Annotated in this window: 12 protein-coding genes; 9 read left to right on the top strand and 3 right to left on the bottom strand. The window is 64.0% G+C overall.

Annotated features, from left to right (window positions below; genetic code table 11):
* The 5 genes from AC1D1F_RS24475 to AC1D1F_RS24455 all read left to right on the top strand — a co-directional run.
* Positions 1–1,243, top strand: a 1,243-nt coding sequence (locus tag AC1D1F_RS24475) for a S1C family serine protease (protein ID WP_477700872.1), incomplete at its 5' end; no start/stop codon positions are given.
* A gap of 155 nt (positions 1,244–1,398) precedes the next feature.
* Positions 1,399–2,901: an FAD-linked oxidase C-terminal domain-containing protein gene (locus AC1D1F_RS24470; RefSeq protein ID WP_477677868.1), complete on the top strand. Its 1,503-nt coding sequence runs from the start codon at positions 1,399–1,401 to the stop codon at positions 2,899–2,901.
* A 143-nt stretch (positions 2,902–3,044) separates the two neighbouring features.
* Complete coding sequence (locus AC1D1F_RS24465; RefSeq protein WP_477697290.1) at positions 3,045–4,256, top strand: serine hydrolase domain-containing protein; 1,212 nt, start codon at positions 3,045–3,047, stop codon at positions 4,254–4,256.
* Positions 4,257–4,316: 60 nt separating this feature from the next.
* Positions 4,317–4,688: a CidA/LrgA family protein gene (locus tag AC1D1F_RS24460; protein WP_477677870.1), complete on the top strand. Its 372-nt coding sequence runs from the start codon at positions 4,317–4,319 to the stop codon at positions 4,686–4,688.
* Positions 4,681–5,406: an LrgB family protein gene (locus AC1D1F_RS24455; RefSeq protein ID WP_477677871.1), complete on the top strand. Its 726-nt coding sequence runs from the start codon at positions 4,681–4,683 to the stop codon at positions 5,404–5,406. Before AC1D1F_RS24460 ends, AC1D1F_RS24455 begins: the two co-directional genes overlap by 8 nt.
* A 111-nt stretch (positions 5,407–5,517) precedes the next feature.
* On the opposite strand, the gene AC1D1F_RS24450 is transcribed toward AC1D1F_RS24455, so the two are convergent.
* The gene (locus tag AC1D1F_RS24450; RefSeq protein WP_477677872.1) at positions 5,518–6,072 is read right to left on the bottom strand and encodes a bactofilin family protein; all 555 of its coding nucleotides are present in this window, start codon (positions 6,070–6,072) and stop codon (positions 5,518–5,520) included.
* Positions 6,073–6,205: 133 nt separating this feature from the next.
* Here AC1D1F_RS24450 and AC1D1F_RS24445 point away from each other — a divergent pair, with 133 nt between their 5' ends.
* From AC1D1F_RS24445 to AC1D1F_RS24430, 4 genes are all read left to right on the top strand, one after another.
* On the top strand, positions 6,206–6,784 hold the full coding sequence (locus AC1D1F_RS24445; RefSeq protein ID WP_477697291.1) for a methylated-DNA--[protein]-cysteine S-methyltransferase: 579 nt from the start codon (positions 6,206–6,208) through the stop codon (positions 6,782–6,784).
* A gap of 31 nt (positions 6,785–6,815) precedes the next feature.
* Complete coding sequence (locus AC1D1F_RS24440; RefSeq protein WP_477678831.1) at positions 6,816–7,514, top strand: glutathione S-transferase family protein; 699 nt, start codon at positions 6,816–6,818, stop codon at positions 7,512–7,514.
* Between the two features lie 138 nt (positions 7,515–7,652).
* Entirely contained in the window at positions 7,653–9,761 is a 2,109-nt protein-coding gene (fusA, locus tag AC1D1F_RS24435) for an elongation factor G (protein WP_477653882.1), read from the top strand.
* A 123-nt stretch (positions 9,762–9,884) separates the two neighbouring features.
* A complete protein-coding gene (locus AC1D1F_RS24430; protein ID WP_477678829.1) occupies positions 9,885–10,250 on the top strand; it encodes an SPW repeat protein in 366 nt (121 codons plus the stop codon).
* 86 nt (positions 10,251–10,336) lie between these two features.
* Here AC1D1F_RS24430 and AC1D1F_RS24425 read toward each other — a convergent pair whose 3' ends face one another.
* The gene (locus AC1D1F_RS24425) at positions 10,337–10,825 is read right to left on the bottom strand and encodes a carboxymuconolactone decarboxylase family protein (RefSeq protein ID WP_477678828.1); all 489 of its coding nucleotides are present in this window, start codon (positions 10,823–10,825) and stop codon (positions 10,337–10,339) included.
* Positions 10,826–10,872: 47 nt separating this feature from the next.
* Entirely contained in the window at positions 10,873–11,781 is a 909-nt protein-coding gene (gene sigJ, locus AC1D1F_RS24420) for an RNA polymerase sigma factor SigJ (protein ID WP_477697292.1), read from the bottom strand.
* Between the last annotated feature and the right edge of the window lie 577 nt (positions 11,782–12,358).

Below are 12,358 nucleotides of genomic sequence, written 5' to 3'. Positions count from 1 at the left end.
GAGACGCACCGTGATATTTCAATTCATGCTTCGCGGCATAGGCCTGTTGCTGGTTGGCGGCAATGTCCTTGCGCAAAATGCCACGCCGAGCCCGGAACAGCTGTTTGAGCGCCTGTCGCCCAGTATCTGGGCCGTCAAGACCGTTGATGACGCGGGAAGGCCAATTGCTTCAGGCAGCGCGGTGGTCATTCGAGCCGGCTCGCTCATCACCAATTGCCATGTGCTGGCCAAGGCACGCAAGGTTTCGGTGACCCGCGACAACGTCGCTTACGGCGCCGCCCTGGAACACGCGGACGCCGCGCGCGACCTGTGCCTGCTCAAGGTGGCCAATTTCAACGCGCCGCCGGTCACCGTAGCGCCCGCGGAATTGCCGAAAATCGGCTCCCGGGTCTACGCTATTGGAAATCCGCGCGGGCTGGAAATGACGATCAGCGATGGCCTTCTGTCCGGCGTCCGCCGTGCAGACAATGATGAGTTCGTCGCGCTGCAAGTCACCGTACCCATTTCGCCGGGTTCCAGCGGCGGCGGCCTTTTTGACGCGCAAGGCCGCCTGATTGGCATCACCACCTTTATCTTGCGCGATGCACAAAACGTGAATTTCGCCTTGCCGGCCGCCTGGATTGCCGAAGTCCCTGCGCGCGCAGCGGCGGCGCTGGCAGCGCGCAATGAACGCAACAAACCCGCCGCGACCACCCAGGCCCAGGCAGCAAGCGCGCAGGTCTTCGAGTACCGGCTGCGCGATCGAATCTCAGGAATGACGCAAAACATCAGGTACCGCCTGGACCGCACGGATGGAGACCAGCTGATCTTCAACCAGGGAGGCCGGGTGGAGCGGGCCGGTGGCGAGGTTGTCACGCTCGGCAGCATCATCGCCGGAGAATATGAACTGGCAATGCCGCCGCGCGGCTGGGTCAACAAGACACCGGAGCCCGGGCAGACGTGGCAGCTTCGCTACGAAACCCGGATGCAAAACCAGCGAATCGGGATGAACGTCACGGCCCGCGCAACGGACGAGTCGACCATGCGCATCGGCGAGCGCGAGCTTCGCATCATGCGGGTCGAGTTCAAGGGTTCTACAGAGCGGGGCAACAACAGGACCTACGCGCCATACACCGCCAACGCATGGTATGCACCTGAACTTGGCCGCGTCGTGCGATTTGATGCAAAAGCGCGCGGTGGAAACGGCAGCAATTTCTATCTTGTTGACGAGGCTCTGGAGCTATTCGACATCCGCAAGGAGTGACCGGGGGGCAAAGCGCGGCGCATTGGCATGATGGACCGCCGCAGCCAATTCGTTTTTCACAAAACACCTTCATTTTCTTCACGCCGCCGGCCCCGGCTTTGCATTAAAGTGCCTTCATTACCGGCCAGAGCCGGTTTCATCCCCGAAGGCCGCCCATGAACGCACCCGCTGAAGCCTGGCAACAGCCCCCGCTTGAACGCCATGACCGCCAGGCGCAGGTGGTCGGCGCGTTGCAGGCCGTGCTGCCGGCACACGCGCTGCTCTGGAACAATGAAGACACCACACCCTACGAGTGTGACGGCCTGACCGCCTACCGCCAGCGGCCGCTGGTCGTGGCCCTGCCCGAGACCTATGCCCAGGTGCAGGCCGTGCTCAAGACCTGCCATGCGCTGGACGTACCGGTTGTCGCGCGCGGCGCCGGCACCGGGCTTTCCGGCGGTGCCATGCCGCACGCGCTGGGCGTCACGCTGTCGCTGGCCAAGTTCAACAAGATACTCAAGCTCGACGCCGCCAGCCGCACGGCCGTGGTGCAGGGCGGCGTGCGCAACCTCGCGATCTCCGAGGCGGCCGCGCCGCTGGGCCTTTACTACGCGCCTGACCCCTCCAGCCAGATCGCCTGCACCATAGGCGGCAACGTGGCCGAAAACTCGGGCGGTGTGCATTGCCTCAAGTACGGGCTGACGGTGCACAACGTGCTCAAGGTCAAGGGCTTCACGGTTGAAGGTGAAGAGGTCGAATTCGGCGGCGATGCGCTCGATGCCCCCGGCTACGATTTGCTGAGCATCATCATCGGCAGCGAAGGCATGCTGGCCGTGACCACCGAGGTCACCGTGAAGCTGGTGCCCAAGCCCCGCCTGGCGCGCTGCATCATGGCCAGCTTTGACGACCTGCGCAAGGCCGGCGACGCCGTGGCCGCCGTGATTGCCGCCGGCATCATCCCGGCGGGCCTGGAAATGATGGACAAGCCCATGACGGCCGCCGTGGAAGATTTTGTGCACGCCGGCTACGACCTCAGCGCCGAGGCGATTTTGCTGTGCGAAAGCGACGGCACGCCCGAAGAGGTCGAGGAAGAAATCGGCCGCATGAGCGAGGTGCTGCGCCGCTGCGGCGCCACAGCCATCGCCGTGAGCCGCGACGAAGCCGAGCGCTTGCGTTTCTGGAGCGGCCGCAAGAACGCCTTCCCCGCATCGGGCCGCATCAGCCCTGACTACATGTGCATGGACTCCACGATTCCGCGCAAGCGCCTGGCCGACATCCTGCTGGCGATTGCCGAGATGGAAAAAAAATACCAGTTGCGCTGCGCCAACGTCTTTCATGCGGGCGACGGCAACCTGCACCCGCTGATTTTGTTTGATGCCAACGACCCCGACCAGCTGCACCGCTGCGAACTCTTCGGCGCCGACATCCTGGAGACCAGCGTCGCCATGGGCGGCACCGTGACGGGCGAGCACGGTGTGGGCGTGGAAAAACTCAATTCCATGTGCGTGCAGTTTTCGGCCGCGGAAAATGAGCAGATGTTCGGCGTCAAACGCGCCTTCGACAGCAAGGGCCTGCTTAACCCGGGCAAGGTGATCCCCACGCTGAACCGCTGCGCCGAATACGGAAAAATGCTGGTGCGGGCCGGGCAGATCAAGCATCCCGACCTGCCGCGTTTCTAGGCAGAACGCACAGCCGAATGGCGAAGACGTAGACTGGGCAAAAAAGCACGGGCCAGACAATGCCAGCAACACCTTCTCGCGCCAACAGTCCCCTCAGTCCCCTCGCCCCGCGCCGACGGCTGCTCTGCGGACTGGCGGGCGCTTTGCTGGCATGGCTTCCGCAGTGGGGACTCTGCCTGGACCAGGGCAGCGCATTGCCCCATCTCGAGCCTTTCGACAAAGCCATGCTGGAACTCATCCAGAAACACAACATCCCGGGCGCCAGCCTGGCCGTGGCCAAAGACGGCAAGCTGCTGCTCGCCAAGGGCTACGGCCATGCCGACAAGGACAAGCAGGAGGCCATGGCGCCGCAAACCCTTTTTCGCATGGGCAGCATCAACAAGACCTTGACGGCGGTCATGGTACTCAAGCTGGCCGAGGATGGAAAGCTGAAGCTGGACGACCCGGCGCTGCCCCTGCTCGAGAAAGCCGGAGTCGTGATTGCACCGCCCGCCGACCCGCGCGCCAGGGACATCCGCATCCGCCACCTGTTGCAGCATTCAGGCGGCTTTGACCGGGAGCGCTCGGGTGATCCCTTCTTCCAGCCGCGGCTCAGGGAAGTCGCCCGCCGGCAAGGCGTATCGCCCGTCAGCTGCGACGCCATCATCCGGGACTCGCTGCAGGAGAAACTGGACTTCACGCCCGGCGAGCGCTTCGCCTATTCCAACACCGGCTACTGCATGCTTGGCAGGATTGTGGAAACCGTCACCGGCGAGTCCTATCGGGCTTTCAGCAGCAGGGAGTTTTTGCAGCCCGTCATCGGCAAAGGCTTTCAGGCCGCGAGCAGCACCGAAAGCCGGCCCGGCGAAACAAGGTACTACCCCTTTCCCGGAGAGCCGCTGCAGCGCGGCGCACCCGGCGTCTCGAACGCGAATGTACCCAGTCCCTACGGCTCCTACTCCGTCGAGAACATGGATGCGCTGGGTGCGTGGGTGGCAACGCCGACGGATGTCCTGAAATTCTTCCTGGCGATCGACGGCGCCCGGGGCAAGCGCCTGCTCAATGAAGACTCGGTGCGGGTCATGCGCAGCGAGCCCGTGCTGGCAAAAGAAAATGATCCGCGCAACTTCTACGCGGCGGGCATCCACGTGGTCAGGAGCGACAAGGGTGACAACTGGTGGCACACGGGCAGCCAGCCGGGCCTGCAAACCCTGGCGTTGAGAACCCGGCAGGGCTATGCATGGGTGGCGGCCTTCAATTCCAGGCCGGACCCGTCCGGGCGCCGCGCCTTCTTCAAGGATATCGACCAGGCGTTATGGGGCGCAGCCAACGCGGTGAAGGAGTGGCCGCAAGGGGATCTTTTTGCCAGCCCGTAAACGCATCACGGGCGCTGCCCAGGCATCGACACACCGCTCTTCCGCCGGAAGGTTCACGCGATGACGGCTTTGCGCGGACTGGCCTGGTTACTGATTTTTCAATCCATAGGGGAACTGCTTTCGCGCGGCTTTTCCCTGCCCTTTCCGGGGCCGGTGATCGGCATGGTTTTGCTGCTGATTGGCCTTCGTGCAGAGCTGGTGCGAGGGCCTGTGTCAGTGTGCGCAGACTTTCTTCTCTCGCACCTTTCGTTACTCTTTGTGCCTGTCGGCGTGGGCGTCATGACCCATCTTTCGCTCGTGAGCCAGTACGGCGTGCGCATTTTGCTGGCCGTGGTGGTGTCCACATTGGCCGGTTTGGGGGTCACCGTGCTGACCCTGCACCTGTTGCGGGACCGCGGCGGCGCGGCTTCAGGGGAGCCACCGGATGCCTAAATTCGTCGAACTCTGGGTCTACCTGTCGGCCACGCCACTGTTCGGCCTGACGGCCACGCTGGTGGTCTATGCGCTGGCGCAAGCGGTTTATGCGCGCCTGGGCCAGGCGCCCTGGGCCAACCCGGTGCTCTGGACGGTGGTGTGCCTGGCCGGTGCGCTGCTGGCCACCGGCGTGCCCTACCCTACCTATTTCGCGGGTGCCCAGTTCATCCATTTCCTGCTGGGGCCTGCGGTGGTGGCGCTGGCTTGGCCGCTGTGGCTGCGGCGCGAAGAGCTGCGCCGGCGCTGGGGCCGGCTGCTGCTGGCGGCATTGGCGGGCGGCATCGCGGCCAGTGGCTCCGCGCTGTTGATGGGCTGGGCGCTGGGTTTGCCTTCGGAAGTGACCTTGTCGCTTGCGCCCAAATCGGTCACCGCGCCAGTGGCCATGGGCATTGCCGAAAAGATAGGTGGCATCCCGGCGCTGGCGGCCGTGTTTGCGGTGATCACGGGGCTGGTGGGCGCGCTCAGCGGCAAATACCTGTTTGACGCGCTGCGCATTCCGCGTGACGCCGCAGGATGGGCCGCGCGCGGCTTCGCGCTGGGCACGGTCTCCCACGGCCTGGGCGCGGCGCGGGCCCTGCAGGTCAATGCCGACGCGGGCGCCTATGCCGGCCTGGCGCTGGGCCTGCAGGTGGTGCTGGCCTCCGCGCTGATCCCGCTGGCCTTCCGCTGGTTGTAAGCGAAGGGCGAACGCGAAAACACCGCATCACCTCCCTGCCGCGAACGGAGGGAAAGTGATGTGGCTTTTCGATGGTGCGGTGAACCGCGCCTGCTTGTTGCTTTAAGTCTCCTACACCGCCTGTAAACCCGGCTTCACCGCATTGGCCGGCTTGGCCGCGGCCAGTGCGCCAAACAGGATCTCGCCCGAAAGCTGGCCGCCTTCTTCGATCACCAGCTTGCCGTAACGGATGATGCCGGTGACCTTCCCGGTCGAATAAATCACCAGCTTCTGGCGCACCGTGAGGTTGCCGTTGAATTCACCGCGGATTTCCGCCACGTCGATTTCCGCCGAGCCCTTGAAGGCGCCTTGCTCGGCGATCTGGATCACACGCGAATCCATGGTGGCTTCCACCAGGCCTTCAACCACCAACGTGTCGCAGTCGGTGATCTCCACGCCCTTGAGCTTGATGTTGGGCCCCACCGTCAGCTTGCTGCCGCCTTCCTTGGCGGTGCTGGTGGACGGCGCGGCTTCGTTCACGGGTTTGGCGGCATTGTTCTGCTGGCTGGACAGCGGAGCCGAATGCAGCGTGCTGGCGGAGCCGCTGTTGCCGTAGCCGTTTCCGGGGCTGTTCCGCAGGCCCGTCGGTGTCTCGTTTTCTCGCTTGCCAAAGAACGGTGTTGCCATGTGAGTTCCTTCAAAAAAGAAGGCATGGTACGTCGCTGAAAAATTAAAAGCTTGGGCAGCATGCAAGAGAGGTAACGAAATTAATTCTTACATTCCTCTCCGGGAGCGCCGCGCGTGTAGCATGGAGCGCAGCATGAGCACCGACAGCGAACTCCATCACTTCACGCTTTTTTCCACCGCCATCGGGCAGTGCGCGCTGGTGTGGAACGGCCACGGCATCGCCGCCGTGCGCCTGCCTGAGCAGAGCGATGGCCGCATGCTGTCGCGCCTGCACCGGCGGTTCGCTATGCTCGAAGCCGGAGCGCCGCCGCCCGCCGAGCAACAGGCCATAGACGGCATGGTGGCCCTGCTCGAAGGCGAAGCCCGCGACCTGCGTTTCTGCGCGCTGGACCTGCGCAACGAGACCCCCTTCCACCTACGTGTGTACACGGCCGCGCAGGACATCCCGCCGGGCAAGACCAAGACCTACGGTGAGATAGCGGCCTTATTGGGAGACCTCGGCGCCGCGCGCGCCGTGGGGCAGGCGCTGGGGCACAACCCTTTCCCCATCATCGTGCCCTGCCACCGCGTGCTGGCTTCGGGCGCGCAGTCGGGCGGCTTCTCGGCGCCGGGCGGTGTCTCGACCAAGCTGCGCATGCTGCTGATCGAGGGCGCCGAAATCGGCGGTGCGCCCGGCCTGTTCGATCGCGAACCGCCGTCCTCCACGCATTGAATTTTTTGGCCTCACACGGAACACCCACACCATGCCCTCCGCCTCCACATCGCCGTCCATCCGCCTGTACTCGGCCCGCCTCAGCATGTTCGGCGCCAAAGTGCAGATCGCGGCCATCGAAAAACGCATTGCCTTTGAGCTCGTCATGGTGCCCTTCACGCAAGCCGAAGGTTATTCACCCAAAAATCCGGAAGTGGTTCGCATCAACCCGAAGAAGCAGGTGCCGGTACTGGTGCACGGTGAGCTGGAAATTTTCGATTCGACGCAGATCCTGGAATACCTCGAAGACCTCAAGCCCGAACCGGCGCTGTGGCTCACCGGCATCGTCAAGCGCGCACGGGTTCGCCAGCTGGAGCATCGTTCGGACGAGGTCTACTTTCCGCATGTCATCAAGCTGATGGGCCTGCAGGACAAGCTGGGCGACCCACAGGCTGTCGCGGCGCTGCAGGGCGCACGGGATTTTTACCGCTACCTGGAGCCGCTGCTGGACGGACAGGACTACATGGCCGGGGATTTTTCGAATGCCGACATCGCCCTCTACATGGCAATGATTTTCGGCGAGCGCATGGGCGCGCCTCTCACGGCGGAGACACCACGGCTGCTGGCCTGGCGCGACCGGATGAGCGCGCGCGCCTCGGTGCGCGAGGTGGTGATCCCCATGGCGAAATACCTGCTGTCAGACGGACGCCCCTTGCCGGCCTTCATGGCACAAATGCTGCAAAGCGGCTGAGAACCTGAACCCTAGGCCTGCCGTCAATGTGGCTGCAGGAAAACAGCCAAGCAAAACCCGGCACTTTGGCGCAAACTGACGGGCCCGGCCACGCCAACAACTCCAAGACGCGCAGGCCGGGTCATAAAGGAGTTCAGCATGCCCCGCCATACCCCCATAGAGCGCTATCGCAACATCGGCATCAGCGCGCACATCGACGCCGGCAAGACCACGACGACCGAACGCATCCTGTTTTACACCGGTGTGAACTACAAGATCGGCGAAGTCCATGAGGGCACGGCCACCATGGACTGGATGGAGCAGGAGCAGGAGCGCGGCATCACCATCACCTCGGCGGCGACCACGGCCTTCTGGAAAGGCATGGCGGGCAACTACCCCGAGCACCGCATCAACATCATCGACACGCCGGGCCACGTGGACTTCACCATCGAGGTCGAGCGCTCCATGCGCGTGCTCGACGGCGCGGTGATGGTCTACGACGCCGTAGGCGGCGTGCAGCCGCAGTCTGAAACCGTCTGGCGCCAGGCCAACAAGTACAAGGTGCCGCGCCTGGCCTTCGTCAACAAGATGGACCGCGTGGGCGCCGATTTCTTCCGCGTGCAGCGCCAGATCAGCGAACGCCTCAAAGGCGTGGCCGTGCCGGTGCAGATTCCGGTCGGCGCCGAGGATCATTTCCAGGGCGTGGTCGACCTCGTCAAGATGAAGGCCATCATCTGGGACGACACCAGCCAGGGCGTGCATTTCGAGTACGGCGACATCCCGGCGGAGCTGCTGGACACCGCCAACGAATGGCGCACCAAGATGATTGAGGCTGCAGCCGAAGCCAATGACGAGTTGCTGAACAAATACCTGGCCGGTGAACCCCTGAGCGAGGACGAAATCAGGCAGGGCCTGCGCCAGCGCACCATTGCCAACGAGATCGTGCCCATGCTGTGCGGCAGCGCCTTCAAGAACAAGGGCGTGCAGGCCATGCTGGACGCGGTGATCGACTACATGCCCTCTCCGGCGGACGTGCCGGCCATCCTGGGCCACACCGAAGACGACGAGGGCGAGGCCGAGCGGCACCCAACAGACGACGAGCCTTTTTCGGCTCTGGCCTTCAAGATCATGACCGACCCCTACGTCGGCCAGCTGATTTTCTTTCGTGTGTACTCGGGCGTGGTCAAGGCCGGCGACACGGTCTACAACCCGGTCAAGGGCAAGCGCGAGCGGCTGGGCCGCATTTTGCAGATGCACGCCAATCAACGCAATGAGGTCAAGGAAGTGCGCGCCGGTGACATCGCCGCGGCCGTGGGCCTGAAGGACGCGACCACCGGCGACACGCTGTGCGACCCGGCCCACGTGATCATCCTCGAGAAGATGATCTTCCCCGAACCGGTGATCTCGCAGGCAGTGGAGCCCAAGACCCAGGCCGACCAGGAAAAAATGGGCATCGCGCTGAACCGCCTTGCGCAGGAAGACCCTTCGTTCCGCGTGCACACCGACGAGGAATCCGGCCAGACCATCATCTCGGGCATGGGTGAGCTGCACCTGGAGATCCTGGTGGACCGCATGAAGCGTGAGTTCAGCGTTGAGGCCAACGTCGGCAAGCCGCAGGTGGCCTACCGCGAAACCATCCGGCAGGCGGTGAACGACGTCGAAGGCAAGTTCATCAAGCAGTCGGGCGGGCGCGGCCAGTACGGCCACGCCGTGCTCAACCTGGAGCCGCAGCCTTCGGGCAAGGGTTACGAATTCGTCGACGCCATCAAGGGCGGCGTGATCCCGCGTGAATACATTCCCGCCGTCAACAAGGGCATACAGGAAACGCTGAAGGCCGGCGTGCTGGCGGGATACCCGGTGGTGGACGTAAAGGCCACGCTGGTGTTCGGCTCCTACCATGACGTGGATTCCAACGAAAACGCCTTCCGCATGGCCGGTTCGCTGGCCTTCAAGGAAGCCATGCGCCGCGCCAAACCGGTGCTGCTGGAGCCCGTGATGGCCGTCGAAGTCGAAACGCCCGAGGACTTCATGGGCAACGTGATGGGCGACCTCTCGTCACGCCGCGGCATGGTGCAGGGCATGGAGGACATCGCGGGTGGCGGCGGCAAGCTGGTGCGCGCCGAGGTGCCGCTGTCGGAGATGTTCGGCTACTCCACCACCTTGCGCTCGCTCACGCAGGGCCGCGCGACCTACACCATGGAATTCAAGCGCTACGCCGAAACCACGGCCGACGTCGCCGCGGCCATCATGCGCGGCAAGGGCGGTTGACGGCAAGGCCACGGCCGCCGGGGACGCAAAGACATCTGCGCTCTCAGGGTCTGCCGGCCTCCGTTGCTTATTTTTACCGGAGTCCTACACTGAAACTCCCTTGGCTTCACTACGGAGGTTGTCATGGATACCCTCAATCGCTGGCAGGACAGGCTGGAAATTTTCGTGGGGCTCTGGCTATGCATCGCGCCCTGGGCGCTGGCGCTGCCCGAGGCGGCGGCATGGTGCTCGGTGGTCGTGGGCGTAGCCGTCATCGTCCTCGCGTCGCAAGACCTCTTCCTGCCCAATCACCTGGACGACTGGGCCAATGCCCTGCTGGGCGTGGGCCTGATGATTTCGCCCTGGGTCTGGAACTACGCCGGGCATGACAACGCCATGCTCAATGCGCTGGTCATGGGCTTGCTGGTCACGCTGACATCGGGCTGGGCCCTGGAGCGTGTGCTTTATGACAAGTTCAAAGTCTGGAGATCGCAGCACCACGCCCATTGAGGGCCTTGAGACATTGACGCGCCGCGCGCGCGCCCACCCTCACACACGGCAACGTGCCGTGCTGAAGGTACTTTTTCTCCAAACGTTCAGGCCACCGGCACTTTCAGGGGAGCGGCCCGGACCGGCAGGCGCAGGCCCACGCCTATGCGGTTCCAGGCATTCATCAGCGCCGCCGCCATGGTCAGCTCGGCGATCTCGCGTTCGTTGAAATACGCGGCGAGGGCGTCGAAGTCTTCGTCGGGCGCCTGTGTCTGCGGGAGCAGGGTCAGGCTTTCGGCCCAGTTCAGCGCGGCGCGCTCGCGTTCGGTGAACAAGGTGACTTCGCGCCAGGTGCTCAGGCTGTTGAGCCGCTGCAGGTCTTCGCCGCCGGCCAGCAGGTCGCGCGCATGCGAGTCCACGCAATAAGCGCAGCCGTTGATCTGCGAGATGCGCTGGCGCACCAGGTCTATCAGCCGCATGCCGAGGGTGGAGTCCTCCAGCGTGGCATTGACGGCGCCCAGGGCGCCCACGGCTTCGGGGATCACCTTGCGGTGCTGGAGGCGGCCGTTGGCCGAGGGCATGGAAATCGTGCTCATGGGTGAAAACTCCTTGAAGTTCAATGAGCCCCCGACAACCGGGAGCTTCACCCCTTAAGACGGCCCGCTTCCTCGAGTTGTGACAGCACCCGCACCAGCTTGGCCGGGTTGCGCTGGGTGTGGATCTCGGCCAGCAGGCCGTTCTCGAAGTACAGCGACTGCACCGACTCGAGCCGGCCATGCACAAAACGCAGCAGGCCCGGCACGCCGTTGATGTCGGCGATCTCCAGGCGCTGTGCCGGCCCATGGTTGAGCGCGGTGGCGAAATAGAGCTGGGCCAGCCGCTGGGCGCCGCGCAGTACCTGGCCGAAAGACGGCACCACGCCGCCCCCGTCGCTGACCAGGCTGGCGTCTTCGCTGATCAGGCTTTTGATAGTGGCCAGATTGCCTTCACGCGCCGCCGCGGCAAAGCGTGCCAGCAGCCGCAAATGCTCTTCGCGGCTGACGCTGAAACGCGTTTTGCCTTCCCGCACCTGCGCCTTGGCGCGGCTGACCAGCTGGCGGCAGGCGGCCTGGCTTTTACCCAGCGTGCGGGCCATGTCGGCATAGTCGGCGTCAAAGACCTCGCGCAGCAGGAAGGCCGCGCGCTCATCGGGCGTCAGGCGCTCCAGCACGGCCAGAAAGGCCAGCGAAATGTCGCCGGCGAATTCCAGCATCTGCTCAGGCGAGTCCTGGGTATCAGTCAGCACCGGCTCGGCCAGCCAGAAGCCGGTGTAGTGCTCGCGCGCGGTCTTGGCGGCACGCAGCCGGTCTATGGACAGCCGGGTGACCGTGGTGACCAGCCAAGCTTCGGCGCTGCGCAAGTCATCAGGACGCGCGCTGTTCCAGCGCAGCCAGGCGTCCTGCACCACGTCCTGGGCATCGGCGTGCGAGCCCAGCATGCGGTAGGCGATGCCTAGCAGGCGTGGGCGGTGGGGGTCAAAGTTTTCGGCCGAAGGGGAGGGAGCGTTGTCCATATACCGGCAAGACGGATGGGGCTGGTTGATTGTGACAAGGGGTGGTGAAATGGTCTAATTTTGGGCCGATCTTGCTTCGGTCTTTGCGCTCTTTGCTGAGTGTTGCTGGCCGGGGGTAGCCCGGCGGCTACTCACTTTTCTTTTGCTTCGCCAAAAGAAAAGTAAGCAAAAGAAAAGGCGACCCTGGTTGCTGCGTCCCTTCGCTTCGCTACGGGCAACCTGCGGTGCTCGGTCCAGCCGGGGTCAAAAACAACTCGCCTGCGGCTCAAACAAGTTTTTGCCCTGATCCGTCTGGCCCTGTGCTCCTCGGCGCATCCACAAGGGGTGGGGAAGGAATACCAATACATAAGAAACAAGGACTCGCCGTGGCGAGTCCTTGTTTATCTTGGTTTGTTCTTTGTATTTCTGTCTTCTGTTCCCGCTTCCGATCCCGATTGCCCCGTCCTGGCTGGGCCGAGGAGCGCAGACGTAGGCGGATCAGGGATCGCGCTTGTTTGAGCCGAAGGCGAGTTTGCGCGAGACCCCGCCGTAGTCGAGCACCGCAGGTTGCCCCGTAGCGAAGCGCAGGGGACCCAGA

The sequence above is a fragment of the Polaromonas sp. P1_H6 genome, from assembly GCF_056405195.1.
The sequence above is the reverse complement of the archived record's forward strand: the minus strand, read 5'-3'. Positions and strand labels throughout refer to the sequence as shown.

Bases quoted from the DNA above. Each gene is read 5' to 3' on its own strand.
- AC1D1F_RS24470 (WP_477677868.1), top strand. From the start codon at position 1,399: ATGAACGCACCCGCTGAAGCCTGGCAACAGCCCCCGCTTGAACGCCAT.
- AC1D1F_RS24460 (WP_477677870.1), top strand. From the start codon at position 4,317: ATGACGGCTTTGCGCGGACTGGCCTGGTTACTGATTTTTCAATCCATA.
- AC1D1F_RS24455 (WP_477677871.1), top strand. From the start codon at position 4,681: ATGCCTAAATTCGTCGAACTCTGGGTCTACCTGTCGGCCACGCCACTG.
- AC1D1F_RS24450 (WP_477677872.1), bottom strand. From the start codon at position 6,072: ATGGCAACACCGTTCTTTGGCAAGCGAGAAAACGAGACACCGACGGGC.
- AC1D1F_RS24445 (WP_477697291.1), top strand. From the start codon at position 6,206: ATGAGCACCGACAGCGAACTCCATCACTTCACGCTTTTTTCCACCGCC.
- AC1D1F_RS24440 (WP_477678831.1), top strand. From the start codon at position 6,816: ATGCCCTCCGCCTCCACATCGCCGTCCATCCGCCTGTACTCGGCCCGC.
- fusA (WP_477653882.1), top strand. From the start codon at position 7,653: ATGCCCCGCCATACCCCCATAGAGCGCTATCGCAACATCGGCATCAGC.
- AC1D1F_RS24430 (WP_477678829.1), top strand. From the start codon at position 9,885: ATGGATACCCTCAATCGCTGGCAGGACAGGCTGGAAATTTTCGTGGGG.
- AC1D1F_RS24425 (WP_477678828.1), bottom strand. From the start codon at position 10,825: ATGAGCACGATTTCCATGCCCTCGGCCAACGGCCGCCTCCAGCACCGC.
- sigJ (WP_477697292.1), bottom strand. From the start codon at position 11,781: ATGGACAACGCTCCCTCCCCTTCGGCCGAAAACTTTGACCCCCACCGC.